The 25,425-nt window shown below is 70.6% G+C and carries 23 protein-coding genes; 8 read left to right on the top strand and 15 right to left on the bottom strand.

All coding sequences use genetic code 11. The features are described from left to right. Positions 1-39: 39 nt before the first annotated feature. A complete protein-coding gene (locus ACGFZQ_RS14745) occupies positions 40-846 on the bottom strand; it encodes a serine hydrolase (RefSeq protein ID WP_393840672.1) in 807 nt (268 codons plus the stop codon). 239 nt (positions 847-1,085) lie between these two features. Here ACGFZQ_RS14745 and ACGFZQ_RS14740 point away from each other — a divergent pair, with 239 nt between their 5' ends. Beyond that, positions 1,086-2,540 (top strand): purine-cytosine permease family protein, encoded by a 1,455-nt coding sequence (locus ACGFZQ_RS14740; protein ID WP_393840671.1) that lies wholly within the window; start codon positions 1,086-1,088, stop codon positions 2,538-2,540. 9 nt (positions 2,541-2,549) lie between these two features. Here the strand turns inward: ACGFZQ_RS14740 and ACGFZQ_RS14735 are convergent, their stop codons facing one another. After that, positions 2,550-3,206 carry an O-methyltransferase gene (locus ACGFZQ_RS14735; protein ID WP_393840670.1) on the bottom strand — a complete coding sequence of 219 codons (657 nt, stop codon included), beginning with the start codon at positions 3,204-3,206 and terminating at the stop codon, positions 2,550-2,552. Between the two features lie 87 nt (positions 3,207-3,293). Between ACGFZQ_RS14735 and ACGFZQ_RS14730 the strand changes: the two genes are divergently transcribed. Beyond that, the gene (locus tag ACGFZQ_RS14730; RefSeq protein ID WP_393840669.1) at positions 3,294-3,908 is read left to right on the top strand and encodes a TetR/AcrR family transcriptional regulator; all 615 of its coding nucleotides are present in this window, start codon (positions 3,294-3,296) and stop codon (positions 3,906-3,908) included. A 13-nt stretch (positions 3,909-3,921) separates the two neighbouring features. Here ACGFZQ_RS14730 and ACGFZQ_RS14725 read toward each other — a convergent pair whose 3' ends face one another. Then, positions 3,922-4,425 carry a transglycosylase SLT domain-containing protein gene (locus ACGFZQ_RS14725; RefSeq protein WP_393840784.1) on the bottom strand — a complete coding sequence of 168 codons (504 nt, stop codon included), beginning with the start codon at positions 4,423-4,425 and terminating at the stop codon, positions 3,922-3,924. Between the two features lie 424 nt (positions 4,426-4,849). Between ACGFZQ_RS14725 and ACGFZQ_RS14720 the strand changes: the two genes are divergently transcribed. From ACGFZQ_RS14720 to ACGFZQ_RS14710, 3 genes are all read left to right on the top strand, one after another. Next, positions 4,850-5,575 (top strand): response regulator transcription factor, encoded by a 726-nt coding sequence (locus tag ACGFZQ_RS14720; protein WP_393840668.1) that lies wholly within the window; start codon positions 4,850-4,852, stop codon positions 5,573-5,575. Further along, positions 5,572-7,062, top strand: a complete 1,491-nt coding sequence (locus tag ACGFZQ_RS14715; RefSeq protein WP_393840667.1) for a sensor histidine kinase — start codon at positions 5,572-5,574, stop codon at positions 7,060-7,062. Before ACGFZQ_RS14720 ends, ACGFZQ_RS14715 begins: the two co-directional genes overlap by 4 nt. A gap of 147 nt (positions 7,063-7,209) precedes the next feature. Continuing rightward, the gene (locus ACGFZQ_RS14710) at positions 7,210-8,547 is read left to right on the top strand and encodes a DUF3500 domain-containing protein (protein WP_393840666.1); all 1,338 of its coding nucleotides are present in this window, start codon (positions 7,210-7,212) and stop codon (positions 8,545-8,547) included. Here the strand turns inward: ACGFZQ_RS14710 and ACGFZQ_RS14705 are convergent. Genes ACGFZQ_RS14705 through ACGFZQ_RS14690 form a run of 4 tightly spaced genes read right to left on the bottom strand, consistent with a single transcriptional unit; the run spans position 8,530 to position 13,990 of the window. Then, positions 8,530-10,914, bottom strand: coding sequence for a bifunctional salicylyl-CoA 5-hydroxylase/oxidoreductase (locus ACGFZQ_RS14705; protein WP_393840665.1), 2,385 nt, complete (start codon positions 10,912-10,914; stop codon positions 8,530-8,532). The two genes, ACGFZQ_RS14710 and ACGFZQ_RS14705, sit on opposite strands and share 18 nt — an antisense overlap. Positions 10,915-10,925: 11 nt before the next feature. Next, the gene (locus ACGFZQ_RS14700) at positions 10,926-12,566 is read right to left on the bottom strand and encodes an AMP-binding protein (protein ID WP_393840664.1); all 1,641 of its coding nucleotides are present in this window, start codon (positions 12,564-12,566) and stop codon (positions 10,926-10,928) included. Between the two features lie 45 nt (positions 12,567-12,611). Then, positions 12,612-13,511: an acyl-CoA thioesterase gene (locus ACGFZQ_RS14695; protein WP_393840663.1), complete on the bottom strand. Its 900-nt coding sequence runs from the start codon at positions 13,509-13,511 to the stop codon at positions 12,612-12,614. Further along, a complete protein-coding gene (locus tag ACGFZQ_RS14690; protein WP_360496034.1) occupies positions 13,508-13,990 on the bottom strand; it encodes a cupin domain-containing protein in 483 nt (160 codons plus the stop codon). Before ACGFZQ_RS14690 ends, ACGFZQ_RS14695 begins: the two co-directional genes overlap by 4 nt. Positions 13,991-14,129: 139 nt before the next feature. On the opposite strand from ACGFZQ_RS14690, the gene ACGFZQ_RS14685 reads away from it, so the two are divergent. Then, positions 14,130-14,543, top strand: a complete 414-nt coding sequence (locus tag ACGFZQ_RS14685) for a RidA family protein (RefSeq protein WP_351736805.1) — start codon at positions 14,130-14,132, stop codon at positions 14,541-14,543. 2 nt (positions 14,544-14,545) lie between these two features. On the opposite strand, the gene ACGFZQ_RS14680 is transcribed toward ACGFZQ_RS14685, so the two are convergent. Continuing rightward, positions 14,546-15,400, bottom strand: coding sequence for a PaaX family transcriptional regulator C-terminal domain-containing protein (locus ACGFZQ_RS14680; RefSeq protein WP_393840662.1), 855 nt, complete (start codon positions 15,398-15,400; stop codon positions 14,546-14,548). Positions 15,401-15,788: 388 nt separating this feature from the next. On the opposite strand from ACGFZQ_RS14680, the gene ACGFZQ_RS14675 reads away from it, so the two are divergent. Then, a complete protein-coding gene (locus ACGFZQ_RS14675) occupies positions 15,789-16,394 on the top strand; it encodes a GPP34 family phosphoprotein (RefSeq protein ID WP_351736809.1) in 606 nt (201 codons plus the stop codon). A 93-nt stretch (positions 16,395-16,487) separates the two neighbouring features. Here ACGFZQ_RS14675 and ACGFZQ_RS14670 read toward each other — a convergent pair whose 3' ends face one another. Both ACGFZQ_RS14670 and ACGFZQ_RS14665 read right to left on the bottom strand, forming a co-directional pair. After that, on the bottom strand, positions 16,488-17,492 hold the full coding sequence (locus tag ACGFZQ_RS14670; RefSeq protein ID WP_393840661.1) for an RNA polymerase sigma factor: 1,005 nt from the start codon (positions 17,490-17,492) through the stop codon (positions 16,488-16,490). Then, positions 17,489-17,860 (bottom strand): hypothetical protein, encoded by a 372-nt coding sequence (locus ACGFZQ_RS14665; RefSeq protein ID WP_351736813.1) that lies wholly within the window; start codon positions 17,858-17,860, stop codon positions 17,489-17,491. The genes ACGFZQ_RS14670 and ACGFZQ_RS14665 overlap by 4 nt, the downstream gene beginning before the upstream one ends. 248 nt (positions 17,861-18,108) lie before the next feature. On the opposite strand from ACGFZQ_RS14665, the gene ACGFZQ_RS14660 reads away from it, so the two are divergent. After that, positions 18,109-19,050, top strand: coding sequence for a D-2-hydroxyacid dehydrogenase family protein (locus ACGFZQ_RS14660; RefSeq protein WP_393840660.1), 942 nt, complete (start codon positions 18,109-18,111; stop codon positions 19,048-19,050). 60 nt (positions 19,051-19,110) lie between these two features. On the opposite strand, the gene ACGFZQ_RS14655 is transcribed toward ACGFZQ_RS14660, so the two are convergent. The 5 genes from ACGFZQ_RS14655 to ACGFZQ_RS14635 all read right to left on the bottom strand — a co-directional run bounded on the left by ACGFZQ_RS14655 (position 19,111) and on the right by ACGFZQ_RS14635 (position 25,406). Next, complete coding sequence (locus ACGFZQ_RS14655; protein WP_393840659.1) at positions 19,111-20,355, bottom strand: ThuA domain-containing protein; 1,245 nt, start codon at positions 20,353-20,355, stop codon at positions 19,111-19,113. 99 nt (positions 20,356-20,454) lie between these two features. Beyond that, positions 20,455-21,792: a crotonyl-CoA carboxylase/reductase gene (gene ccrA, locus ACGFZQ_RS14650; RefSeq protein ID WP_393840658.1), complete on the bottom strand. Its 1,338-nt coding sequence runs from the start codon at positions 21,790-21,792 to the stop codon at positions 20,455-20,457. A 50-nt stretch (positions 21,793-21,842) separates the two neighbouring features. Beyond that, positions 21,843-22,625, bottom strand: a complete 783-nt coding sequence (locus ACGFZQ_RS14645) for a thioesterase II family protein (RefSeq protein WP_393840657.1) — start codon at positions 22,623-22,625, stop codon at positions 21,843-21,845. Positions 22,626-22,838: 213 nt separating this feature from the next. Next, a complete protein-coding gene (locus tag ACGFZQ_RS14640) occupies positions 22,839-24,071 on the bottom strand; it encodes a cytochrome P450 (RefSeq protein WP_393840656.1) in 1,233 nt (410 codons plus the stop codon). 90 nt (positions 24,072-24,161) lie between these two features. Further along, positions 24,162-25,406 carry a cytochrome P450 gene (locus ACGFZQ_RS14635; protein WP_393840655.1) on the bottom strand — a complete coding sequence of 415 codons (1,245 nt, stop codon included), beginning with the start codon at positions 25,404-25,406 and terminating at the stop codon, positions 24,162-24,164. Positions 25,407-25,425 lie beyond the last annotated feature (19 nt).

The raw sequence follows: 25,425 nt of genomic DNA, 5'->3' as shown, positions 1-25,425 counted from the left end.
CAATGCGAGCGGTGGGCGGGGGGTGTTGCGCCAACGGGGTCAGTGTGCCGCCGTTGCGGTGACGGCCGTACGGGCGGCTCGCTCGACCAGTTGCACGCCGTCCGGCATGGACGCGTTGCCGTTGGAGAGGACCGCGACGAGGTAGTGGTGGCCGCCGGCCGTGACGCGTCCGACGCTGTTGATGTCCCACAGGTCGGTGGTGGTGCGCATGAGCCAGCCGTTCTTCAGCGCCCATCCGGAGTCGGCGGCGGCCGAGACGCCCCAGGACTGGTCGGCGGCGATCTCGGTCATCAGCGTTGCGATACGGCTTCGGGACGCCGTGTCGAGCGGTGTGGGGCCGGAGCCGAAGACCGCGCTCAGCAGTCGTATCTGATCGCCTGCCGTGGTCCGGGTGAGCCCCCAGCGGCCCGCGGTACCGGGCGTGGTCGAGGTCAGTCCCAGCCGCTTGTTCGCCGACGCCAGGCCGGGGGCACCGCCGATGGAGTGCCACAGGGCGTTGGCCGCGTCGTTGTCGCTGTCGCGGATCATCACCTGCGCAAGGGCGCTCTCCCGCGCGGTGAGGGCGCGCCGGTGGTCACGCGCATGGAGCAGCAGCGAGGCGAGAATGTCGACCTTGACGATACTCGCCGTGTCGTACGGCGTGTCGTCGCCGTAGACCACGGGTTCCCGGCCGGTGCCGTCCAGGTCGAGGACGGCGGCGGTCACGCGCACCTCGGCCGGCGCCTGTACGGCCGTACGGAACGTGGGGCTCGAGCCTGGGGCGGCACCGGCCGCCAGGGCCGCCGGTGCGGCGCCGGCCAGAAGGGTCACCACCGTGGCCACGACGGCGAGGGGGCGGTTGAGCATGCGGGGCCTCGGCAGTTCAGGTCGGAGGGACACAGAACTGCGAACATAGACAAAATGCCCGATCGGCGACGTGACCACCGCCACGAAAAGGGCGGTTCCGGGCACATTGTGAGCAGAGCAACAAGGCCGCAGGCGGGGCGGGCGTTCCGGGGGACGGAACAGGGATTCCGCAGGCCTCATCCGGGCCTTTCCGGGGCAAGAATGTGACCAGAGTGACGGACCGACCCCTGGGAGGTGCCATGAGCACATCGGCGGAACCGCGGGTGAGCGGCCTGGAGGTCAGGTCCATCGACTATGTGCCGCTGGACGAGCGGCACGGCAAGCTGTGGCATCTGGGTCCGCTGTGGTTCATGTCGAACGCACAGATCGCCACCCTGGCCGTGGGGCTGATCAGCATCACGGAGGGCGGCAATCTGATCTGGTCGCTGCTGGCAATCGTCGCGGGCACCGTGATCGGCACCTTCTTCATGGCCTTCCACTCGGCGCAGGGGCCGCAGCTGGGGCTGCCGCAGATGATCCAGTCGCGCCCCCAGTTCGGCTATGTCGGGGCGCTGCTGGTGTGGCTGTTCGCGTATGTGCAGTACGCGGGGTTCAACGTGTTCAACACCAGCCTGGCCGGTGAGGCGCTGGACTCCACGATCCACGGCGGCGTGAAGCTGTGGGTGATCGTGGTCACCGCGGTCGCGTTCGTCATCGCGCTGGTGGGCTACGACATCATCCACAAGGCCGAACGGTTCCTGACCTACGCCTTCCTCGTCATCTTCGGGATCTTCACCGTCGGTGTCCTGGTCACCCTGCACTATCCGCCGGGCTCCTTCGACCTCGGCGCCTTCAAGTGGACGCCGTTCCTGGCCCAGTTCGGCGTGGTCGCCGGATACCAGATCAGCTGGGCCATCTACGTCTCGGACTACTCGCGCTACCTGCCGCCGGACGTGACGGTCCGCAAGACGTTCTACTGGACGTACTTCGGCTCGGCGCTCGGCGGTATCTGGCTGATGGTGCTCGGGACGCTGCTGGCCGCCTGGGCGGGCGACAGCTTCGACACGATCCCCTCGATCAACGCCGCCGGCGACAAGGTCTTCGACGGCTTCGGCGCGATCGTGCTGCTGTTCGCCGCCCTGGGCCTGATCTCCGTCACCGCGCTGAACATGTACGGCGGTTCACTGACGCTGATCAGCGCCATCGACTCGTTCAAGCGGGTGCGGCCGACGCTCGGTGTGCGTCTGATCACCATCGGCGTGACCGCGGCGCTCTCCCTGGTCGGCGCGCTGGCGGCGACCTCGAACTTCCTGACGAACTTCAACAACTTCCTGCTGCTGGTGCTCTATCTGTTCATCCCGTGGACCTCGGTGAACCTGATGGACTACTACGTGGTGCGCCGCGGCCACTACGCGATCGCCGAGATCTTCAAGCCGAACGGCATCTACGGCCGTTGGGGCTGGCAGGGGATCATCTCCTACCTGGTCGGGTTCGCGGTCATGATCCCGTTCTTCTCCGTCGGCACGCTCTTCGTCGGCCCCGCCGCCAAGGCCCTCGACGGCGCCGACATCTCGCTGTTCGTCGGGCTGCCGGTCTCGGCGCTGCTGTACTGGTGGCTGACCCGCTCGATCGACGTCGAGGCGGAGACCCGCATCGCCGAGGCGGAGGCCGCGGCCCTGGAGCAGGCGGCGCACGAGCACCGGGAGCCCTTCTAGCCGGGCGCGTCACAGCCGGCAGCTGATCTCCATGCCGTCCTCGACCGGGAAGCCGACGCTGCGGTAGCCGTTCGCCGGGTCGCGGACGTAGTCGAGGTAGGGCCGCATGCTCGCGAAGGTGGAGTCGTCGCCGACGACGAGCGTGCCGGGGGCGAGGCCCGGCTCCAGCACCTTGAGCACGGGCAGGCAGAGGTCCTTCCAGCCGTCGAGGAGCACGAAGTCGGCCGGGGCGTCGAGACCGGCGAGGCTGTCGCGGGCGTCTCCCTCCAGCACGGTGATCAGATCGGCCAGGCCGGTCTCGGCGAAGGTGCGCCGCGCGGCGGCGATCTTCTCCTTGCTGAGCTCCGTGGTGACGACCCGCCCCGCGCCGTTGTCCCGCACCGCGGCGGCCAGGTAGAGCGTGGAGATCCCGTACGACATCCCGAACTCGACCACCGTGGCCGGGCGGACGGCACGGACCAGGCTGTAGAGGAGTTCACCGCCCGCGGCCGAGATCGGCATGTAGATCTCCGCGGCGGCGTCGGCGTGTTCCTGGGGAGACATCGACTCCGACCCGGATCCCCAGTCGACCCGGTCCGCGACCGCGTCGTCCTGCTCGGCCTGCGCGAACATTTGGCGCAGGGCGTCCTCGACCCGGGGGTCGGCGAGTGTGTGCGTATGCGTCATGAGCGCTAGAGTAGACGTGACGTTGCGTCTATTCTAGCGATTTCCGGCCGCTCTCAGAGGCGGTCTCGTTGCCGAGGGGGCGAGAGAATGACAGCCGGTGCGGAACGACGGCATCACGGCAATCGGCACGGCCGGAGCGAAGAGGCCCGACTGGCCGTGCTGGAGGCGGCCGACGACCTGCTCGTCGAGAAGGGTTTCGCGGGCGTCACCATGGAGGGCATCGCCGCGCGGGCCGGGGTGTCCAAGCAGACCGTCTACCGCTGGTGGAGTACGAAGGCCGACGTCCTGATGGACACCTTCCTCCAGGACGCGGACGAGGATCTGACCCCGTCCGACTCCGGGGACTTCGCGGCCGATCTGCGGGACTGGTTGCGCCGGCTCGCCGGGTTTCTGGGCGAGTCCGATTCCGGCGCCGTCTTCCGGGCGCTGCTCGCGCAGGCCCAGCATGATCCGGCGTTCGCCGGGGAGTTCAGGTCGCGTTGCCTCGACCCGCAGCGCCGGCGCGACCGCGCCCTGCTGGAACGGGCCGTGGCGGCGGGCCGGTTGCCCGCCGGGCTCGACCTGGAGACCGAGACGGACCAGCTGGTGGGCCCGCTCTACTACCGGGTGCTCGTGTCGGCCGGGCCGGTCGGCGAGGAGTTCACCGACGCCCTTGCCGACGCGTTCCTGCTGCGGCACGGCGGGCCGGCATCGGCCCGCTGAGTCACCGCCGCGCTCAGTACGCGGAGTTGACGTTGTCGATCGAGCCGTAGCGGTGGGCGGCGTAGTTGGCGGCCGCGGTGATGTTGGCCACCGGGTCGGTGACGCTCTTCGCGGTGCCGTTGACGTGGTACGCGTTGAAGGTGGGGTCGATCACCTGGAGCAGGCCCTTGGAAGGGGTGCCCTTCTGCGCGTTGACGTCCCAGTTGTTCTGGGCGGAGGGGTTGCCGCCGGACTCGCGCATGATGTTGCGCTTGAGGCCGTCGTAGCTGCCCGGAATGCCCTTGGACTTCATGATCTGCAGGGACTGCTTGATCCAGCCGTCGAGGTTGTTCGAGTAGCCGGACTTGTGGCTGTCGTTGCTGGAGGCCGTGACCGCGGTGGAGGTGTGCGCCTGCGTCGCCTCGGCGGCCTGCGCGGTCGTCGGCATCAGAGTGAGGGCGGCCGCCGCGGCACCGGTGGTGGCGAGGCCGGTGAGGCCGATGGTGCGGAGGCGGGCGATGCGGGTGCGAGTGGTCATGGTCATGTGAGCGAATCTCCGGTGGGGACGGCGTCGGCGCCGGCCGCTGTGTGCGGCGGCGTGGGGCGGAGCCCCGTACAACCGGCGGGAGTGGGCGGGCCCGGCGGGTATCCGCTCGGTCCATCGCCCGTCTCCCGGCGACGACAGCAATGGTTAGCGGCGCCCGGAGCAGCACGCAATGATGTGACGTACTACGTAACTTCGTATAAACCGGCGAAATGCACCTTTTCGTACGGCTTGCATCGTGTTCAGGGCGTTTCCCGTCTACTACCCCCGATAGGATGTGATCTGGCTCCTATGGGTGGCGTCACGCCTCCGGGGCCCTTCGGAGGGCGAAAACCGAGTGGTTCGCCATGATCCCGAGGGGGTCCCGGCGGGGTCGTTCCACAGCTCGCGTACAGCCCGCCGGGAGAGCATCGGGGGCATGTCTGACACCCCCACACGCGCGGCCGACGCGATCCGAGTGCTGATCGTCGACGACGAACCCGAGCTCACCGACCTGCTCTCGGTGGCGGTCACCGCGGCGGGCTGGCGGCCGTTCGTGGCGCAGGACGGTTACGGCGCCCTGCGCACCGCCCGCAGACACAGCCCGCACGCCGTCGTGCTGGACGGCATGCTGCCCGACCTGGACGGGATCCAGGTACTGCGCCGGCTGCGGTACGAGAACGCCAGGCTGCCCGTGCTCATGCTGACCGCCCGGGACGCGGTCGAGTACCGGCTCGACGGGCTGTCCTCCGGTGCCGACGACTACGTGACCAAGCCCTTCTCCCTGGAGGAGGTGATGCTCCGGCTGCGCGGGCTGCTGCGCCGCTCCGGGGCGGGCGAGGTCGCCGAGGAGGAAGGGGTGCGGGTCGTCGGTGACCTGGTGCTCGGCGAGAAGACCCGCGAGGTGCGCCGGGACGGCACGCCGATCTCGCTCACCGCGAAGGAGTTCGACCTGCTGCGGTTCCTGATGAGCCACCCCCGCCAGGTGCTCAGCAAGACGCAGATCCTCGACCACGTGTGGAACAGCTCGTTCGACGATGGCGGGAATCTGGTGGAGGTGTATGTCTACGGCCTGCGGGCGAAGATCGACAAGGAGCGCAGGCCGATGATCCATACCGTGCGGGGTGCCGGATACGTCCTCAGACCGGCGGACGACGAGGCATGACGGCGGTCCGCCGCGCCCTGGCCCGTCTCCGCGGGCGCTCGCTGCGGGCCCGTATGGTCCTCGTCCATGCCGTCACCCTGGCCGTCGTGTGCACGGCGATGGCCGTCGCCACCGTGCTCGTCCAGCGCTGCTACCTGATCCGGGACCTGGACCAGCGGGTGACCGACGCCGCCGAGCACAGCCAGGGCGGCCGGGAGCACGGGCCGCCCGGCGCGAGCCTCGGCTTCCTGAACGAACGGGGCCAGCACACCGGCACCCTGGCCGCCCTTGTCGAGGGGGCCCGGATCACCACGGCCGAGGTGGTGACCGACGAGGGCCCGCGCACCCTCACCACCGCTGAGCGCGCCGCCCTCGGCGGCCTCCCCACGGACGGGACCCTGCACACCCGGACCATCCCCGGCCTGGGCGCCTACCGACTGACCGCCGTCGCCGAGGGCGGCACCACCATGCTGGCCGGGCTGCCCGTGGGCAGCGTGCAGCACATGATCGACTCCCTGGTCGTGGTCGAGGCCGGCATCGCCGGCCTGGGGCTGGTCCTGGCGGGATCCGTGTCGGCCGTGGCGACCCGGCGTCAGCTGCGGCCGCTGCGGCGTGTCGCCACCACCGCCGTGGAGGTCTCGCACGCGCCCCTCGACCGGGGCGAGGTGAGCGGGCTCACCCGGGTGCCCGCGGCGGACACCGATCCGCGTACCGAGGTCGGCCAGGTCGGCGTCGCCCTCAACCGGCTGATCGACCACGTGGAGTGGTCCCTCCGCGAACGCCAGCGCACCGAGGAGCACATGCGCCGCTTCCTCGCCGACGCCAGCCACGAGCTGCGCACCCCGCTCGCCTCGATCGCCGGGTACGCCGAGCTGATGCTGATGGGCGTGGACACCGGCAGGATCGAACCGGAGCTGGCCTGGCGCCGCGTCTCCGACCAGTCGGCGCGGATGACCGGACTGGTCGAGGACCTGCTGCTGCTCGCCCGCCTTGAGGAGGGCCGACCGCTGGAGGCGGCCGAGGTGAACCTCGCCACCCTGGTCGGGGACGCGGTGTGGGACGCACGGGCCGCCGGGTCCGACCACCACTGGCAGCTGGTGCTGCGCCTGGACGCGCCCGCCTCGGTGGTCGGCGACCGGTCCCGGCTGCACCAGGTGGTGGCCAACCTGCTGGGCAACGCCCGGGTGCACACCCCCGCCGGGACCAGCATCACGGTCACCGTGGAGGCGGCGGACGGGCAGTGCGCGATCCGGGTGCACGACGACGGGCCGGGCATACCGGCCGGTCTGCTGCCGACCGTCTTCGAACGCTTCACGCGGGGCGACGCCTCCCGCTCCCGGGCCCCCGGCACCGAGGGCGGGGCGGGGCTCGGGCTGGCGATCGCGGCGGCGATCACCCAGGCGCACGGCGGCCGGGTCGGGGTGGACAGCTCGCCCGGTGGCACCGAGTTCACCGTCACACTGCCGCTCGCCGGCACCGCCGCGCTGATCTCCCTGAAGGTTCCATGAATCCTCAGCGTCCTCATATGACCCCAGGTCACCGGGGCTCTCCGGGCCTTTGTGGGCAACTCGGTTCAGCGCAGCCTCAGTTGGCCGCACCACGCTGGTCGCCCGGTGGCCGTCCACGAGGGACGCGCCCCTGACGAAGGGAGCCGCATGTCCGAGACCGACGCCGGCGAAGACGCGACGCGGATGCCGGAAGCCCCGGAGCGTACCGAGGCGAGTCGTCGTCATTTCATGCGCAAGGTGTTCTTGGCGTCCGGGGCGACGGCCCTGGTGACCATGGGCAGCGCCGGGGCCTGGACGGCGCTCGCCGACGACGGCACGGGGACGGCCGACGCCTCGGCCAGCCCCTCCCCCAGCGCCCCGCCGAGCGGCGGCCCGGGCGGTGGCGGCGCCGGTGGTCCGGGCAACCAGTCGCTGACCGAGGAGTTCTTCGGCCTGACGACCGACGGCAGGCGGATCGACGACCTGTTCACGATCCACTCCACCAAGGTCGGCACGGCCCCGGTGATCTCCGCCGCGAACGCTTTCCTGGCCGGTCTGACCGACACCCAGAAGACCGCCACCCAGTTCACGATCCACTCCACCGAGTGGCGGCTGTGGAGCAACGTGGACTCCTACACCCGGCAGGGCGTCTCGCTCGCCGATCTCAGCGACACGCAGAAGGACCTGGGCACGGCCCTGCTGAAGGCAGCGCTGAGCGCTGACGGCCTGGAGACCACGGAGAAGATCCGGAAGATCAACCAGGCGGCCGGCGAGGCGATCGGCAACACCGGGTCCTTCAACGAGGACGCCTACTACTGGACGCTCATGGGCACCCCGTCCGCCACCGAGCCCTGGGGCTTCCAGTTCGACGGCCACCACCTGGTCATCAACTACTTCGTGCTCGGCGACCAGGTCGTCATGAGCCCCTGCTTCTGGGGCTCGGAGCCGACCTCGATGGAGATCGACGGCGAGACGGTCACCGTCTGTCACGAGGAGGTGCTCGCGAGCCTCGCCTTCGTCAACTCCCTCACCGCCGACCAGCAGTCGGTCGCGATCGCCTCGGCCACCAAGACCAACGAGTCGATGAAGGCGGGCGCCTTCTCCGACAACGCGGTCCAGGCCTACGAGGGCATCCGCGGCAGCGCCCTCACCCGGGTGCAGAAGCAGAAGCTGCTCGGCATCGTCGAGGCGTTCACCGGTCGGGCCAAGGCGGACGCGGCCAGGGTGCGCCTGGCCGAGGTGCGGGCTCACCTCGACGACACATATGTGACCTGGGCCGGCGGCACGGGTGCCGACGACGCCTTCTACGTCCGGGTGCACAGCCCGGTGGTCTGGGTCGAGGTCGACTGCCAGGGCCCCGGCCCGCTCGCCGGGGCGTACGGCGCGAGCCAGGGCAGCGGCCCGACCCAGATGCACGTGCACTCGGTCATCCGCACGCCCAACGGCAACGACTACGGCAAGGAGCTGATCCGCCAGCACTACCTGACGTCACCCCACCACCGGTAGCCCCTCCCCCAGGGGCTTCCACCGCAGATGCACGCTCTCCCCCGCCGCGTCCGCCCGCAGCAGGGACAGACGGGGGCGCACCGCGTCGGTGCGTGCGGTGGGCGGTTTGCGGCGCCCGGCCCCGAACTGGACCGGCCATTCGGCGGCCGGTCCCCGGTAGTCCTGGTCGGCGGCCGCGTGCAGGGTCCAGTGCGGGTCGTACAGATGGGTGCGTCCTACGGCGCACAGGTCGGCGCGGCCTGCCAGCAGGATCGAGTTCACGTCGTCGTAGGAGGCGATGGCGCCGACCGCGATCACCGCCGCGCCGCTCTCGGCGGCCACCTCGTGGCGGATCCGGTCGGCGAAGGGGGTCTGGTACGAGCGGCCGTAGGCGGGGCGCTCGTCCTTGGTGACCTGGCCGGTGGAGACGTCGATGGCGGCCGCGCCGTGCGCGATGAAGGCGCGCGCGATCTCCACGGCGTCGTGTTCGGTGTTGCCGTCGGGGGCCCAGTCGGTGGCGGAGATCCGCACGGTCATCGGCCGTTCGGCGGGCCACACGGAGCGGACCGCGTCGAAGACCTCCAGGGGGTAGCGCAGCCGGTTCTCCAGCGGGCCGCCGTACTCGTCGGTGCGCTGGTTTGCGAGGGGCGAGAGGAAGGAGGAGAGCAGGTAGCCGTGGGCGCAGTGGAGTTCGAGGAGGTCGAAGCCGGCCTCGGCGCCGCGGCGGGCCGCCTCGACGAACTCGGCGGTGACGGAGTCGAGTTCGGCGCGGGTGAGCTCGCGGGGGACGGGCGATCCGGGGCCGTACGGCAGTCCGGACGGGCCCACGACCTCCCAGTTGCCGTCGGGCAGCGGTTCGTCCATGCCCTCCCACATCAGGCGGGTCGAGCCCTTGCGGCCGGAGTGGCCGAGCTGGAGGCCGATGCGGGCGGTGCTGCGGTCGTGGACGAAGGAGACGATCCGCTGCCAGGAGCCGAGCTGTTCGTCGTTCCACAGGCCGGTGCAGCCGGGGGTGATACGGCCCTCGGGCGAGACGCACACCATCTCCGTCATCACCAGGCCCGCCCCGCCCATCGCCTTCGAACCCAGATGGACCAGATGGAAGTCGCCGGGCACGCCGTCGACGGCGGAGTACATGTCCATCGGAGAGACGATCACCCGGTTCTTCAGTTCCAGCCGCCCGATGCGGAACGGCTGGAACATCGCGGGCGCCTCGGTGTCCAGTCCCTGCGCCGCGGCGAAGGCGGCGTCGACGCGGTCGGCGAACTCCTGGTCCCGGGTGCGCAGGTTGTCGTAGGTGATCCGGCGCGAACGGGTCAGGAGGTTGAAGCAGAACTCGGTGGCCTCCTGGCCGGCGTACATGCCGATGTTCTCGAACCACTCCAGCGAGGCCTGCGCGGCCCGCTGGGTGGACTCCACCACCGGACGGCGCTCGCTCTCGTAGGCGGTCAACGCGCTTTCCGCGTCGGGGTGTTCGTGCAGACAGGCGGCGAGGGCGAGGGCGTCCTCCATGGCCAGCTTGGTGCCGGAGCCGATGGAGAAGTGGGCGGTGTGGGCCGCGTCGCCGATGAGGACGAGGTTGCCGTGGTGCCAGTGCTCGTTGCGGACGGTGGTGAAGTTCAGCCACTTGGAGTTGTTGGCGAACACCTGGTGCCCGCCGAGTTCGTCGGCGAACAGCTCCCGGATCCGATCCACGGCCTGCTCGTCGGAGACCCCCGGCGCGAACACCGTGTCCTGCGTGACGTCGAAGCCGGCCCGGTGCCAGACGTCCTCGTGCATCTCCACGATGAAGGTCGAGCCGGTGTCGGAGTAGGGGTAGCCGTGGACCTGCACGACCCCCCACTCGGTCTCCTTGACGAAGAACTGGAAGGCCTCGAAGACCCGGTCCGTGCCCAGCCACATGTACTTGCTGCGCCGCCGGTCCAGGGAGGGGCGGAAGGCGTCCGCGTAGGCCGCCCGGACGGCCGAGTTGACGCCGTCCGCGCCGACGACGAGGTCGTGCGAGGCGCGCAGCGCGGCCACCTCGGGTGCCGGGGTCGAGAAGTGCAGGGTGACGCCCAGTTCCCGGCAGCGTTCCTGGAGAAGGTGCAGCAGTTCCTTGCGGCTCATGGCGGCGAAGCCCTGGCCGCCGACGGTGTGGCTCTCGCCCCGGTAGTGGATGTCGATGTCCGTCCAGCGGGCGAAGCGGCGGGACATGGCCTCGGAGAAGACGGTGTCGGCGTTCTCGATGCCGCCGAGTGTCTCGTCGGAGAACACCACGCCGAAGCCGAAGGTGTCGTCGGGGGCGTTGCGTTCCCACACCGTGATCTCGTGGGCGGGGTCCAGCTGCTTCAGCAGCGCCGCGAGGTAGAGCCCGCCCGGGCCACCGCCGATGATCGCGATCTTCAAGGGAGTTCCTCTCACTGCTCAGCGGCCAGTTCGGCTTCGATGATCTTGCGGAGCGCGAACCGCTGGAGTTTTCCGCTGGTGTTGCGCGGCAGGGCGGCGTGGAAGCGGACGTCACGCGGGTACTTGTAGGGCGCCAGGACCTGCTTGACGTGGTCCTGGATCTCCCTGGCCTTGGCCGGGTCCCCGGTGACTCCCTCGCGCAGGACGACGAAGGCACAGACGACCGAGCCGCGCTCCGGGTCGGGGCGGGCCACGACCGCGGACTCGACGACGTCCGGGTGGGTGTCGATGGCGGCCTCCACCTCGGGGCCGCCGATGTTGTACCCGGAGGAGACGATCATGTTGTCGCTGCGGGCGTGGTAGTAGAAGTAGCCGTCCGCGTCGCGGTGGAAGATGTCGCCGGTGACGTTCCAGCCGTTGACGACGTAGTCCTGCTGGCGTTTGTCGTCGAGGTAGCGGCAGCCGACCGGACCGATGACGCCGAGCCGCCCCGGCTCCTCCGGGCCGAGTTCCGCGCCGTCGAGATCCAGGATCGTGGCGCGGTAGCCGGGCACGGGACGTCCGGTGGCGCCGGGCCGGATGTCGTCCCCGGCGGCGGAGAGGAAGATGTGCAGCAGTTCGGTCGCGCCGATGCCGTCGATCACCTTCAGGCCGATGCGGTCGCGCAGCTCCTGCCAGGTGGTGAGCGGTATGTGCTCGCCCGCCGACACCCCGACCCGGACGCTGCCGAGTTGCCGTTCCTTGCCGTCGCGCACGATCGCCTTGTAGGCGGTGGGCGCCGTCGCGAGGACGGTGACGCCGTGTTTCTCGACGAGGTCGGCGAGCTGGGCCGGTGTCGCCGTCTCGGTCAGCAGGGCGCAGGCGCCGGCCCGCAGCGGGAAGACGACCAGCATGCCCAGGCCGAAGGTGAAGGCGAACGGCGCGGTGCAGGCCACCAGATCGTCCTCGCGCAACCCCAGCAGATGGCGGCCGAAGGTGTTGTCGATGGACAGGATGTCCCGGTGGAAATGCATGGTGATCTTGGGGACGCCAGTGCTTCCGGAGGTGGGGCCGAGCAGCGCCACGTCGTCGGCGGCCGTCTCCACGTCGCTGAACTCGCCGGACTTGGCGGCGCACCGGGCCACCAGGTCGTCGGGGCCGGGCCCGCCGTACTCGACCAGCGTCAGGCCGGGCAGGACGGTACGGACCTCGTCGGTGAAGCGGTGGTCCACCAGGGCGATGGCGGGCCGGGTGCGTTCGGCGATCGGGGTGATCTCGCGGGCGCGCAGGGCGGCCATCGTGGTGACCACGACCCCGCCGGCCTTCAGGACGCCGAGCCAGCAGGCCACCGTCCAGGGGGTGTTCGGCGCACGCAGCAGGACGCGTCGGCCGGGCACCAGGCCCAGGTCCTCGGTGAGGACCTGGGCGACCTGGTTGGCGCGGGTGCGCAGTTCGCCGTACGTCCACAGCTCCCCGGCCGGGGTGCGCAGGGCGGGGCGGTCGGGGCCGTGGCGTTCGACGGCCGCGTCGATGAGCTCGGTGGCCGCGTTGAGGCGGGCCGGGTAGCTCAGTTCGGGCGTGGTGAACTCGATCACGGGCCACAGTTCGGCGGGCGGGAGATGGTCCCGGGCGAAGGTGTCCAGGTGCGAGGTCGGTGAGAGCGGAACAGCCAACGTGGGGTTCCTTCCGGGAGCCCGCCGGTGGAATGCGGCGGGCGGTCAGGCGGGGCGGATCATGCCCTCCTGGACGACTGTGGCCAGGTGACGGTGGTCGCGGGTGAAGAAGCGTCCGGTGCCGAGGCCGCGGCCCGCGTCGGCGGCCACCGCTTCCTGGGCGTAGAGCAGCCAGTCGTCCATCGGTGCGGGGCGGTGGAACCACATGGCGTGGTCCAGGCTGGCGGTGACCAGGCCGGGGTCGGCCCAGGCCAGGCCGAGGACCCGCAGGACGGGTTCGAGGATCGTGTAGTCGCAGACGTAGGCGAGGGCGGCGAGGTCGCGCTGGGCGTCGGTGAGACCCTCGACGGGCCGCAGCGCGTCGAACGGCCGTAGCCAGACCGCCTGGTGGGGCAGCCGCTCGCCCTCGACGGTGAGGTAGACGGGGCCGGGGACGTGGCGCATGTCGAAGCCGCGGCCGCCGCGCCAGTAGGCCCTGGACTCGGCGGTCATGGTGCCGCCGGTGCGCTCGGCGAGGTACTCGGCCGAGCTGGGCAGCGTCTCGGGAGCGGGGATCTCCCCGGTGGACTCGGCGTGGAAGGAGGCGCCGGGCTCTCCTGCCGCGAAGTTGGCGAGGCAGACGTAGAGCACCTTGCCGTTCTGGTAGCCGCGTACCTGGCGGGTGCTGTAGCCGCGGCCGTCGCGCACCACCTCCACCTCGTAGCGGACCTCGGCGCCGATGTCGGCCGGGCGCAGGAAGTAACTGTGCATCGAGTGCAGCGACTTGCCGTCGGTCACCGAGCGCATCGCGGCCGCGGCGGCCTGGGCGACGAGGTCGCCGCCGTAGGCCTTGGGCCAGGGGCAGGGCTGGGTGGTGGCGGTGAACGCGAGGTCGAAGTGCTCGGGCGCGGCCGGCTTGAGGGTGAGGGCCGCGGTGACGATCGCCGAGGTCGGGGCGGCGGTCATCGGTTCAGCCAGTCGCGCAGGTCGGTGTCGGCCACGTCGGGCAGGTTCACCACGATGTTCTCCGGGGTCCGGGTGGTCATCCACACCAGCGGCTTGCTCCGGGAGAGGTTGCACTCGACGTGCGGCATGAAGGGCGGGACGAAGACCCAGTCGCCCTCCGTCATGTCGACGTAGTCCTCGAACTTCTCGCCGAAGTAGATCCGGGCCCGGCCCGAGAGGACGTATCCGCCGGTCTCGGCCTCGCCGTGGTGGTGGGTGACCGAGCGGTAGCCGGGCTCGTTGCTGACCTTGCCGTACCAGAGGCGGCGCGCCGGGGTGTGCTGGGCGCTGACGCCCGACACGCGGACGGCGCCGCCCGAGTCGGCGGTGTTCACGTCCTCCTGACCGGCCCGGGTGACGACGGGCGCGACGATGCCGCTGGGCAGGCGGTACATCTCGCTGTCGCCTTCGAGTCGGTACTTGCTGAGGTCGGGCTCCATGGAACGGCTCCGTTTCCCTGGAAGGCTGCCGGGGTCCGGAAGAGGACCGCGCTCTATCTCGTATTTTTCACGGTCGTCATTTATTGTCAATACGACCGGCCGTGCGGCCGGAGCCGGACACCACCGAACCGGAGGCCTCATGACTCCCGTCGCCGTGAACCCGCCCGAGCTGCCCGCCCCGAGCGGCTACTCGCACGGAACGCTCGCGGGGAACACGCTCCATCTGGGCGGCCAGACCGCGCTCGACGCCGACATGAAGATCGTTCCGGGTGGGATCGTGGAGCAGTTCCGCCAGGCGTTCGGCAATGTGCTCACCACGCTGCGGGCGGCGGGCGGCGAGCCGGCGGACCTGGTGAGCGTGACGATCTATCTCACCGACATCCCCGACTACCAGGCCCACGGCAAGGAGATCGGCAGGGTGTGGCGGGAGCTCGCGGGGCCGGTGTACCCGGCGATGGCGGGCATCGGCTGCACCGCGCTCTGGCAGCCGGAGGCGCTGATCGAGATCCTCGGCGTGGCCGTGATCCCGGAGGAACGGCTGGTCAGGCCGTAGGCCTAGGACGTGTGGATGACCGCCAGGGCGTGTTCGCGGGCGGGCGCCCTGAGCGTCCTGTCGAGTTCTTCGAAGAGCGCGCCGGCAGTTTCGCCGCGCCAGCCCTGCGGCAGCAGGGAGAGCGGCAGGCCGGGGTCGCGGTACGGGAGCCGACGCCACTCGGTGAGCATCGGCAGATAGATCCCGAACGCCTCCCGCGGCGCGATCCCGCCCGTGGCCGCGCGCTCGCGCACCGGCGCGTACCGCGCGAGGAAGTCCGCGTAGAGCGCGGTGAGCTCGTCGAGGTCCCACCACTCACGGACCTTCGCCGACAGGTCGCCGAAGGCGAAATGGTCGCCGGTGAAGATGTCGACGTACGGGGTCAGTTCGAGGCGTTGCAGGGTGCGGCGGGTCTCGTCGGCGAGGATGCCGGGGGCCACCCAGACACCGGGGGCCGCGGTGCCGAAGCCCAGCCGGGTCAGGGCCGTGCGCAGGGCGTGGCGCTTGTCCCGCTCGGACTCGGGCACGGAGAAGACGACGACGAGCCAGCCGTCGCCGGCCGCGGCCCGGTTCCGCTCGAAGATGCGTATGTCGCCCTCCGCCAGCACCTCCAGCGCGGTGTCGGCGACGGCGTATCCGGCGGCTCCCCCGTGACGCTCGCTCCGCAGCACCCCGCGCCGCTTCAGCCGGGAGACCGCCGAGCGGACGGCCTGACCCTCGACACCGAGGTCGGCCATGAGACGTATCACCGAGGCCACGGAGAGCCAGTTGTGCTCACCGCGCGCGTACAGCCCGAAGAGGGTGATGATCAGGGGACCCAGCCGGCTGTCCCGACCGCCCACGCCGACGGCGGACGACGGCTCGACCTCCGCTGTCATGTCCACCCACCTCCGGCCGATGCCACCCTTCTGATCGCCAAGCAGCCTATCGCGCATGCCGGCACTCCACCGGCGCTGTGGATCGCCGCCCCCGCCCGTGCGGGTCCCTCTCCCCGGCCCGCCCGTGCGGGTCCCTGCTCCCCGGCCCTCTCGATCGCCGCTTCCCCGGCCCCGCGCCCGCCCGTGTCGCGCTGCGTGCCGGCTCGTCGCGGCACATCGTGGTGGTACGGCGCGGGAAGCGGCATGGCACGCCTCTCGCCTAGGCGGAACGAGTGACCTGCGCGGGCGAAGCGCGAGAGACTGCGTGGCGCCCGCACCGGGCACCGTGTTCTTCCGCGCCACCATTGCCGCAGATGCCTCTGCCGCCATCTCTGTTGGGGAGTCCGACATGACCACACCCCGGGACCTGTTCATCGTCACCGTGTACGACGCCGCGGCCCGGCCCGTCGAGCAGGGCGACCTCTCACTGGCGCTCGCGGGAGCCGAACTGGTCGATCTCCTCGACGCCGGGACGGCCACCCTCGACGACGAGATCGTCGTGCCCGCCACCGAGGGCGGGACGGGCGACCGGCTCCTTGACCAGGCGGTGGCGGCGCTGAAGCGCGACACGCCCTACGAGTCGGTCGAGGACTGGCTGTGGCGCCGGGGGCGCGGCCTGTCCGCCGCCTATCTCGCCGAACTGGAGGAGGACGGCACGGTCACCCGGCAGCGGCGGCGCTGGCTGCCGCTGCCGACCGGGCGGACGGCGCCGGCCGACTCGCCCGAGCATGCCCGGGCGCGTGAGCGCTGGACGTCGGGGGAGCCCGTGCTCTCCGCCTTCGCGGCCGCGGTGGGCATCCAGGACGAGACGCCCGCGGACCTCGCGAGTGCCGTTTCCGACGCGACCGTGACGGTGGTGGCCGCCGTGGACGGCGCCGTGACGGAGCTGGCCGCCGTCCGGCAGCGGCGGGAGATCGAGGACGCGGCGTTCGACAACGTGTGGCGCGGTCTGTAACGGCGGCCGTACACGGCTGCCCGCCACTGGGCCGCCCTCTCCCCGGGGGGCCCGACCGTGAACCACTTCCCTTCGGGTCCCGGGCCGGTCGGGTCAGGTGTCGTCGAGGTAGTCCCGCAGTACCTGGGAGCGGGACGGGTGACGGAGCTTGCTCATCGTCTTGGCCTCGATCTGCCGGATGCGTTCGCGGGTCACGCCGTAGACGATGCCGATCTCCTCCAGGGTGTGCGGGCGGCCGTCGGTGAGTCCGTAGCGCAGCGTGATGATGCCGGCCTCACGGGCGGTCATGCCGGTGAGCAGACCGCGGATGCTGTCCTGGAGGAGGTGGTGGGTGACGGACGCCCAGGGAGAAGGCGTGTCGGTGTCCTCGATGAGGTCGCCGAACTCGCCGTCGCCCTCCTCGTTGAGCGTGGCGTGCAGGGAGACGGGTTCCCTGGTGTAGGCGTCGAGTTCGACGAGCCGTGCGACCGGGATCTCGGCCTTCGCGGCGACATCCTCCGGGGTGGGCAGGACGCCCGTGTCCTGCATCAGTTCCCGGCGCGCCCGGGCCACCCGGTTGATGAGCTCCACGGTGTGGACCGGGATCCGTATGGTGCGGCTCTGGTCGGCCAGGGCGCGGGTGACCGCCTGTTTGATCCACCAGGTCGCGTACGTGGAGAACTTGAAGCCCTTGGTGTAGTCGAACTTCTCCACCGCGCGGATGAGACCGGAGTTGCCTTCCTGGATGAGGTCCAGGAAGTCCAGGCCCCGGCCCGTGAAGCGCTTGGCCACGGAGACGACCAGACGGAGGTTGGCCTCGGTGAGGTGGGACTTCGCCCGGTGGCCGTCCTCGGCGAGCAGCACCAGCTCCTCCCGGGGGTGCCGGTTCTCGCCCTCCGCCAGCAGCCGCTGCGCGTACAGTCCGGCCTCGACGCGCCGGGCGAGGTCCACCTCCTGCTCCGCGGTGAGCAGCTTGACCCGGGCGATGAGGCGCAGGTAGTCCTTCACGGGGTCGGTGCTGCCGCCGTCCGCCGGGAGCCGCGGTTCAGGACCGTCGGTCTCGTCGTCGAACGGGGACAGCGCCCGCGTCGTCGCGGCTTCCATGTGGGCGAGGCTCATAGGGTCTCCTCCAGCAACGCACCGAGATACCCGCCGGTGTGCGATCCCGGGTGGGCCGCGATCTGTTCCGGGGTGCCCGCGGCGATCACCTGTCCGCCCCGGTGGCCCCCTTCCGGGCCCATGCCGATCAGCCGGTCGTGCGGACCGGCGGTGGGTTCGTCGAGCTGTCCGAGGATTTTCCCTGCGTATGCGGACAGCGATTCCATATACCTCGGCCGGCCTTCCGTGAATACGCTGTCGGACGCCCGGCTCGACTTATCCGAACCGGAAACTCCCTCGAATACGAAGCGCGGCTTCCCGCGAAATTTCGCGGAGACATCGCGAAGGCCGTGTCGGCCTGCGCCTTTGACGAGGAGTCGATTGCCCACTCATTTGAGGTTACCACCGCAAAACTGCCGCAGACGGCCGCCCTGGGGCCGCTTTTTCCTGTGAGGAACATCGCGCTTGACAGGTCTTTTCGAGGTGTGTGCAGAAAAACCACACGCGGGTGACGACCATTTCGGTCACGGGGCCCACCTGCCACACGAGCCCCGGCGGTTCGCCCCCGTACCCTCGTTCGGTACACGCCTCACCCATCCGTATGTCGGCCCGGCTGCCGAGAGCGAGAGGAATCCGTATGAGGATCGCGATCCTGGACGACTACCAAGACGTGGCCCTGGGTCTGGCCGACTGGAACTCGCTCCAGGCCGAGGTGCACGTCTTCAGGGACGCCTTCGAGGACGAGGAGGCGGTCGTGGCGGCGCTCGCCGAGTACGAGGTGGTGGTCGCCATGCGGGAGCGGACGCGTTTCCCGTCCTCGACCCTGGGCAGGTTGCCGCGCCTGAAGCTGCTCGTGACCACCGGGCCGGTCAACGCGGCGATCGATCTGGAGGCCGCTCGCCGTGCGGGGATCACCGTATGCGGCACCGGTTATTTCGGGTACCCGACGGTCGAACTCACCTGGGCGCTCATCCTCTCCGCGGCCCGCATGGTCCCGCAGCAGGTGGACTCCGTGCGCCGGGGCGGTTGGCAGGAGGGTCTGGGGACGAGCCTCAGGGGCACCACTCTCGGGGTGCTGGGTCTCGGCCGGCTCGGGACCGCGGTGGCGGAGATCGGGCGCGCCTTCGGCATGCGGACCATCGCCTGGAGCCAGAACCTGACGCCCGCGGCCGCGCAGGCGAAGGGGGCGGAATACGTCTCGCAGGACGAACTGTTCGCCCGCTCCGACGTGCTGAGCATTCATCTCGTCCTCAGCGACCGCACCCGGGCCCTGGTCGGCGAGCGCGAACTGGGCCTCATGAAATCGACGGCGATCCTGGTGAACACCTCGCGCGGGCCCCTGGTGGACGAGGCGGCGCTGATCGGGGCGTTGACCGAGAAGAGGATCGCGTCGGCGGCGCTGGACGTCTTCGACCGGGAACCCCTGCCCGCCGGCCACCCGCTGCGCACCCTGCCGAACGCCGTGGTCACTCCCCACATCGGGTACGTCGCCCGGGATCTGTACGAGGTCTTCTACCGGGACGCGGTCGAGGACATCGCGGCCTGGAGCGCCGGAACGCCCCTGCGCACACTGTTCTGACCCCCGGTCCCCGGGCCGGCATGCCGCGGCCGCGGCATGCCGGCCTTCACGGGAGGCGGCTCAGGACGGCAGCGTCCAGTTCTGGTTGGCGGAACCCGAGCACGACCAGATCTGCAGCCGGGTGCCGTTGGCCGAGCTGGGACCGGTCGCGTCGAGGCACTTGCCCGACTGCGGGTTGACCAGGGAGCCGTTGGCGCCGGGCTGCCAGACCTGTGATCCGGTGCCGTTGCAGTCGTAGAGCTGCACCTTGGCGCCGTTGGCGGTGGCGGCCCCGGTCACGTCCATGCACTTGCCGAGCGCGCTGAGGGTCCCGGCCGTGGAGACCGTCCAGTTCTGCGCACTGCTGCCGTTGCAGTCGTAGAGCTGTACGGCGGTGCCGTTGGCGGTGGCGGCGCCCGCCACGTCCACGCACTTGCCGCCGTAGCCGTGGATCGGACCGGTGGTGTTCGCGGGCGGGGTGACCGGACCGGACTGGCCGGACGCCCACTTGATCTCCTGGAGCAGGAGCTGGTTCTGCTGGGCGCTCCCGAACGTCGACGACAGGGTGGTGTTGGTCGCGTAGTCCATCGCGTTGTGGCCGAAGTTGTTGTAGACCATCTTGTAGTTGCGGTTGGACCAGACGATCGGGTAGTAGCCGCTGTACCAGGTCTGGTTGGGGTCGGTGCCGATCGGGAAGGTGGACGGCGCCATCGAGGCGAGGATGTCGATGGCGGGGTTCTGCCGCAGGTCGTTCTGCCAGCTGTACCACTCGCTGACCGAGGACGTGATGGTGGCCGGGAGGTTCGCGGTCGCGGGGTGGGTGGGGTCGTCGATCTGAAGGGTCTCCGCGGTCGGACCCCAGCTGTTGCTCTTGAAGGTGCCGGTGCCGAGGAACGTGTTGTGGTACCAGGGCCAGTCACTGGTGTTGTCGTTGTACGCCGAGACGTGGAAGCCGATGAATCCGCCGCCGCCCGCCATGTAGGTCTGGAAGGCGGACTGCTGCGACGCGGTGTGCGGGTAGTTGTCGAGGAACATCACCACCTGGTAGTTGGCGAGCGTCGCGGTGTTGAGCCGGCTCCAGTCCGTGGTCGCGGTGTAGGTGAAGCCGTTCTGGGCGCCGGCCTGCGGGAACCAGGTGTTGGCCTCGTGGTCGAAGCTGATGTGTGCCGCGTCGTAGGTGCCGTCGTAGAAGGCGATCACGTTGACGGGCGCGGCGGCCCGGGCGGTGCCTGCGGGTGCGGCCTGGACGCCGAGCACCACGGCGACCAGAGCGAGGAGTCTTAACAGGGTGCGGGGCCAGGCCATGTCCGGGTGGGGGGTGTTCATGCCAGGACCTTCCTCATACGTGAACGTCGGAAGACATACGTAGACGTGCCGCATTGAAGGCCCTGGTCCGTGGGCATGTCAATGGTGCAGACCAAACACTCACGCCGTGCGGAAGCGGTGGATGGCCGGCTCGTGCCGTGCCCGCAGTTCGGGGTCGGTGACGCCGAGACCCTCCCGCGGGGCCAGGCACAGCACGCCGACCTTGCCGTGGTGGTGGTTGCGGTGGACGTCGGTGACGGCCCGGCCGGTCTCGATGAGCGGGTAGGTACGCGAAAGGGTGGGGTGGATACGGCCCTTGACGACGAGCCGGTTGGCCTCCCAGGCCTCGCGGTAGTTGGCGAAGTGGGAGCCGATGATCCGCTTGAGGTGCATCCAGAGGTAGCGGTTGTCGAACTCGTGCCGGTAGCCGGACGTGGAGGCGCAGGTGACGATCGTGCCGCCCCTGCGGGCCACGTAGACGGAGGCGCCGAAGGTCTCCCGGCCCGGATGCTCGAAGACGATGTCCACGTCGTCGCCGCCGGTCAGCTCGCGGATGCGCTTGCCGAACCGCTTCCACTCCCGCTGGTCCTGGGTCTCGTCGTCCCGCCAGAACCGGTAGTTCTCCGCGCCGCGGTCGATGATCGCCTCGACGCCCATCGCCCGGCAGATCTCCGCCTTCTGCTCGCTGGAGACCACGCAGACCGGTATCGCGCCGCCCGCCAGCGCGTACTGGGTGGCGTACGAGCCGAGACCACCGCCCGCGCCCCAGATCAGCACGGTGTCGCCGACCTTCATGGCGGCACCGTTGCGCGAGACGAGCTGACGGTAGGCGGTGGAGTTGACCAGGCCGGGGGCGGCGGCCTCCTCCCAGGTCAGGTGCCCGGCCTTGGGCATCAGCTGGTTGGCCTTCACCAGCGCCAGCTCGGCCAGCCCGCCGTAGTTGGTCTCGAAGCCCCAGATCCGCTGCTCCGGGTCGAGCATGGTGTCGTCGTGGCCGGCCGCGTCCTCCAGCTCGACGGACAGGCAGTGCGCGACCACCCGGTCACCGGGCTGCCAGCGGCGCACCCCGGGCCCGGTGCGCAGGACCACACCGGACAGGTCGGAGCCGATCACGTGGTAGGGCAGGTCGTGCCGGGCGGCCGGGCCGCCGGTGCGGGCATAGCGTTCGAGGAAGGCGAAGGTCGGCACGGGCGAGAACAGCGCGCTCCACACCGTGTTGTAGTTGACGGAGCTCGCCATGACGGCGATCAGGGCCTCGCCGGGGCCGGGCTCCGGGGTCGGTACGTCAGCGATGTGCAGGGCCTTGGCGGGTTCGCGGTCGTCGACCGGGACACCGTCGAACATGTGCTGTTCGTCCTTGCGCAGCACGGTGGCCCGGTAGGACTCCGGTACCGGCAGGGACGCGAAGTCATGTGTCTGCGCGTCGGGTGACTCGATCGCGGCGGCCAGGTCGGTCATCACCACAGGCTTCCTTCGGTCTGGGGAGGGCGTGCTCGGGGACGGTTCGGTCAGGCGTCGCGTCCCGGGCCGCGGCGGAAGGCCGCCAGGTCCTCGGTCAGCGCCCGGACCACTCCGGCCTGCTGTTCGGCCAGGTAGAAGTGGCCGCCGGGGAAGTCGCGCAGGGTGAAGGCGCCTGCGGTGTGGTCGCGCCACTCCTCGGCCTCGGCGACGGTGACCTGCGGGTCGTCGTCGCCGACGAGCACGCTGATCGGGCAGCGCAGCGGCGGCCCCGGCTGATACCGGTAGGACTCCACCGCCGTGTAGTCACCGCGGATGGCCGGCATGATCATCTGGATGACGTCGTCGTCGAGAAGCAGCCGCTCGTCGGTGCCGTTGAGGCGGCGGATCTCGGCGACGACACCGGCGTCGTCCATCGAACGGACCCCGCGGTCGCGCACCTTGGGCGGGGCGGTGCGGCCGGAGGCGACCAGCCCGAGCAGGTCGAGCGAGGAACCCCGCTCGATCCGGCGGGCCACCTCGAACGCCACGCAGGCGCCCATGCTGTGCCCGAACAGCACCAGCCGGCGCCGCGGCAGGGACTCCAGCACGGTGAGGATCTCGTCGGCCAGTTGCGAGATCGCCGTGCGGGGCGGTTCGGCACGCCGGTCCTGGCGGCCCGGGTACTGCACGGACAGGACGTCGGCGACGGGGGCCAGCGCGTCGGCGAGCGGCCGGAAGTAGCTGGCGGAGCCGCCCGCGTGCGGGAAGCAGACCAGCGACAGGTCGGTGTGCCGGGGCGCCGGCCGGTAGCGGCGGACCCAGAGTTCTGGTGTGGTCAGGGTGTCGGTCATCCCCGTACTCTCCGTGTGCGGTGGGGCCGTGGCCGTCTGGTCGTGTGGTCGGGGGGCGGTGAGGCCGTGGCCGTGTGGTCGCGTGCGATGCGGCCGTGGCGGTGTGATCGGTGCGATGAATCCGTGGCCCTGTGATCGCGTGCGGGACGCCCTGCGGATGCGGTGCGTGCCCACCGGAGGGCTCCGGTGGGCATCCGCCCGGCGGCGTGCGGGTCAGGCGGTGACCCGGACGGGCAGTTCGGCCAGGCCGCGCATGATGATGTTGGGCACCCGGGCCGGGCTGTCGGTGACCGGCTCCAGGTCCAGCGCGGCCAGTGCGGACACCGCGGCCTGTGCGGTGAGCCGGGCCAGCGGAGCGCCGACGCAGAAGTGGATGCCGAGGCCGAAGCCCAGGTTGCGGCCGGCGGGCCGGTCCAGCTTCAGCTCGTCGGGGTCGTCGTAGACGTCCGGGTCGTGGCTGGCGGCGCCGATCATCAGCATGACCTGCTCGCCCGGCTGGACGGTGTGCCCGGCGATCTCGGCCTCGGCCAGGGCGACCCGGGAGATCATCTGCACCGGCGTGTCGAAGCGCAGCATCTCCTCGACCGCGGCGGGCACCTGGCCGGGGTGGGCGCGCAGCCAGTCCCGCTGGTCGGGGCGGCCCAGCAGCGCGAGCATGCCGTTGCCGATCAGGTTCACGGTGGTGGCGTACCCGGCGGAGAGCAGCAGGGTGCAGGTGACCTCCAGCTCCTCCGGGGTCAGCGTGTCGCCGCCCTCCTCAACGGCGACCAGTTCGCTGATGAGGTCGGTGCCCGGCTTCGCCCGGCGCTCCTCGGCCAGCTCGCCGATGTACCGGTACAGCTCGGCGCGGGCGTTGTCGCGTTTGGCGATCTCCTCGGGCCCGAGCAGGAAGCTCGGGTCCAGGCCGCGGGCGATGTCCCCGGACAACTCGTCGAAACGGGCCGCGTGTTCGGCCGGGACGTCCAGGAGCGCGTTCTGCATCCGGCCGGGCAGCGGGTGCGCCACCGCGCTCATCAGGTCGATCGGACCGTCGCCGGCCTCGGCGCGCGCGGTCTCGATCAGCTCGCGCACGACCTGTTCGGCGGTGCTGCGCATCCGGTCCACCTGGCGGGCCGCGAACGCCTTGCTCACCAGGGCGCGGATCCGGGTGTGCTCGGGCGGGTCGGAGAAGATGAACGGCCGCACCACCGTGCCGTCGGTCTCGGTGCGGAAGTGGTCGGCGACGGTGGCGCCGTCGCCCCAGCCGAAGCGCTGGTCGCGCAGTACGGCCGAGCAGGCCTCGTGCCCGGTCACCGCCCACAGCCCCAGCGGGGTGCGGGTCACCGGGCCCTTCTCCCGGATCTGCGCGTAGACCGGGTAGGGGTCGGCCAGGAAGGCCGGGTCGAAGGGGTCGAAGGGCAGCAGCTGGGCTATGAAGCCCGGGTCGAGCATCGGTGCCTCGGTCATCGCTGTCGTTCCCAACCCCGCGCGGGGACGGTGGTCACCGCGCGGAAAAGAGTCTCGGTATGGGGAGGGGCAAGGGATACGCGGGAGAGGTCAGCCCGTGGCGGCCGGGGTGACCGCGGTGAACGTCACCGGCAGGTGGTCCAGGCTGTTGGCCACCAGGCTCGGGGTCCAGGTCAGCTTCTCGTCGGGGACGGCGAGTCGGAGGTCGTCGAAGCGGTCGAACAGGGTGCGCAGCGCGATCCGGGCCTTGAGCCTGGCCAGGGGGGCGCCGATGCAGAAGTGGGTGCCGTGGCCGAGCGCCAGGTGCTTGGAGGCGTCACGGTGGATGTCCAGCGTCTCCGGGTCGCTGAACTGGCCCGGGTCGTGGTTGGCCGCGGCCAGCGAGATCATCACGTGCTCGCCCGCCTTGACCTGTGCGCCGCCCAGCTCCATGTCCTCCGTGGCGAAGCGGTACACCACGGTGAACACCGGGCTGGTCAGCCGCAGCAGTTCCTCGATGGCCGGGACGAGGCCCTCGGGGTCGTCCTTGAGCTCGGCCAGCTGCTCCGGGTTGCGCAGCAGCGCGAGGATCCCGTTGGACAGCAGGTTGATGGTGGTCTCGGCACCGGCGAGGAGCAGCAGCATGACCGTGGAGCGGATCTCCAGGTCGGCGAGGGCGTCGCCGTCCTCGTTGGCCTGCACGAGACCGGAGATGAGGTCGGGGCCGGGGTCGGCGCGGCGTTGCGCGGTCAGCTTGGTCAGGTACTCCTCGAACCAGCCGACCGAGGCGACGACCTCCTCGGGGCTGGAGGAGTTGCCGAGGCCGACGAATATGTAGGTGTTGCGCTCGAACTCCTCGACGTCGGCGAGCGGCACGCCGAGCATCTCGTAGAGCACCGTGGAGATCAGCGGCGAGATGAACGAGGCCTTCAGGTCGGCGGTGCCGGCCTCGGCGACCGCGTCGAGCAGTTCGTCGGTGATCTGCTGGATCCGCTCGCCGAGGTCGGCGACCCGGCGCGGGGTGAACGCCTTGGAGACCAGTCTGCGCAGCCGGGTGTGCTCGGGCGGGTCGGCGAGGTTCATGTGCTGGTTGAGGATGGACTTACGGCCGTCGTAGCCCACGGAGGGCCACAGCTCGGGCAGCGCGTTGTCGAAGTGCTTGCTGAGCTTGCGGTTGTTCAGTGCGGCGAGCGCGTCGTCGTATCGGGTGATCATCCAGACCGGGTTGCCGTCGGGCAGCAACAGCTGCTCCACCGGGCCGGGTTCGGGCAGTCCGGGCGCCCAGGGGCGGGGGGCCGCCGTGGCGTCGGCGTGCACGGGACAGCCGGTGGCCGGCGCGCCGTCGGGGTTGGGCATGTCGTGTCCTCTCGTCGTG

The sequence above is a fragment of the Streptomyces sp. NPDC048254 genome (genome assembly GCF_043201895.1).
Classification (GTDB): domain Bacteria; phylum Actinomycetota; class Actinomycetes; order Streptomycetales; family Streptomycetaceae; genus Streptomyces.
Note: the sequence above shows the minus strand (reverse complement) of the source record. Positions and strands in the feature narration are given on the sequence as shown.

Bases quoted from the DNA above. Each gene is read 5' to 3' on its own strand.
- ACGFZQ_RS14730 (WP_393840669.1), top strand. From the start codon at position 3,294: ATGACAGCCGGTGCGGAACGACGGCATCACGGCAATCGGCACGGCCGG.
- ACGFZQ_RS14675 (WP_351736809.1), top strand. From the start codon at position 15,789: ATGACCACACCCCGGGACCTGTTCATCGTCACCGTGTACGACGCCGCG.
- ACGFZQ_RS14715 (WP_393840667.1), top strand. From the start codon at position 5,572: ATGACGGCGGTCCGCCGCGCCCTGGCCCGTCTCCGCGGGCGCTCGCTG.
- ACGFZQ_RS14685 (WP_351736805.1), top strand. From the start codon at position 14,130: ATGACTCCCGTCGCCGTGAACCCGCCCGAGCTGCCCGCCCCGAGCGGC.
- ACGFZQ_RS14645 (WP_393840657.1), bottom strand. From the start codon at position 22,625: ATGACCGACACCCTGACCACACCAGAACTCTGGGTCCGCCGCTACCGG.
- ACGFZQ_RS14725 (WP_393840784.1), bottom strand. From the start codon at position 4,425: ATGACCACTCGCACCCGCATCGCCCGCCTCCGCACCATCGGCCTCACC.
- ACGFZQ_RS14735 (WP_393840670.1), bottom strand. From the start codon at position 3,206: ATGACGCATACGCACACACTCGCCGACCCCCGGGTCGAGGACGCCCTG.
- ACGFZQ_RS14710 (WP_393840666.1), top strand. From the start codon at position 7,210: ATGTCCGAGACCGACGCCGGCGAAGACGCGACGCGGATGCCGGAAGCC.
- ACGFZQ_RS14655 (WP_393840659.1), bottom strand. From the start codon at position 20,355: ATGAACACCCCCCACCCGGACATGGCCTGGCCCCGCACCCTGTTAAGA.
- ACGFZQ_RS14740 (WP_393840671.1), top strand. From the start codon at position 1,086: ATGAGCACATCGGCGGAACCGCGGGTGAGCGGCCTGGAGGTCAGGTCC.
- ACGFZQ_RS14680 (WP_393840662.1), bottom strand. From the start codon at position 15,400: ATGACAGCGGAGGTCGAGCCGTCGTCCGCCGTCGGCGTGGGCGGTCGG.
- ACGFZQ_RS14695 (WP_393840663.1), bottom strand. From the start codon at position 13,511: ATGACCGCCGCCCCGACCTCGGCGATCGTCACCGCGGCCCTCACCCTC.
- ACGFZQ_RS14660 (WP_393840660.1), top strand. From the start codon at position 18,109: ATGAGGATCGCGATCCTGGACGACTACCAAGACGTGGCCCTGGGTCTG.
- ACGFZQ_RS14690 (WP_360496034.1), bottom strand. From the start codon at position 13,990: ATGGAGCCCGACCTCAGCAAGTACCGACTCGAAGGCGACAGCGAGATG.
- ACGFZQ_RS14745 (WP_393840672.1), bottom strand. From the start codon at position 846: ATGCTCAACCGCCCCCTCGCCGTCGTGGCCACGGTGGTGACCCTTCTG.
- ACGFZQ_RS14640 (WP_393840656.1), bottom strand. From the start codon at position 24,071: ATGACCGAGGCACCGATGCTCGACCCGGGCTTCATAGCCCAGCTGCTG.
- ACGFZQ_RS14720 (WP_393840668.1), top strand. From the start codon at position 4,850: ATGTCTGACACCCCCACACGCGCGGCCGACGCGATCCGAGTGCTGATC.
- ccrA (WP_393840658.1), bottom strand. From the start codon at position 21,792: ATGACCGACCTGGCCGCCGCGATCGAGTCACCCGACGCGCAGACACAT.
- ACGFZQ_RS14635 (WP_393840655.1), bottom strand. From the start codon at position 25,406: ATGCCCAACCCCGACGGCGCGCCGGCCACCGGCTGTCCCGTGCACGCC.
- ACGFZQ_RS14670 (WP_393840661.1), bottom strand. From the start codon at position 17,492: ATGAGCCTCGCCCACATGGAAGCCGCGACGACGCGGGCGCTGTCCCCG.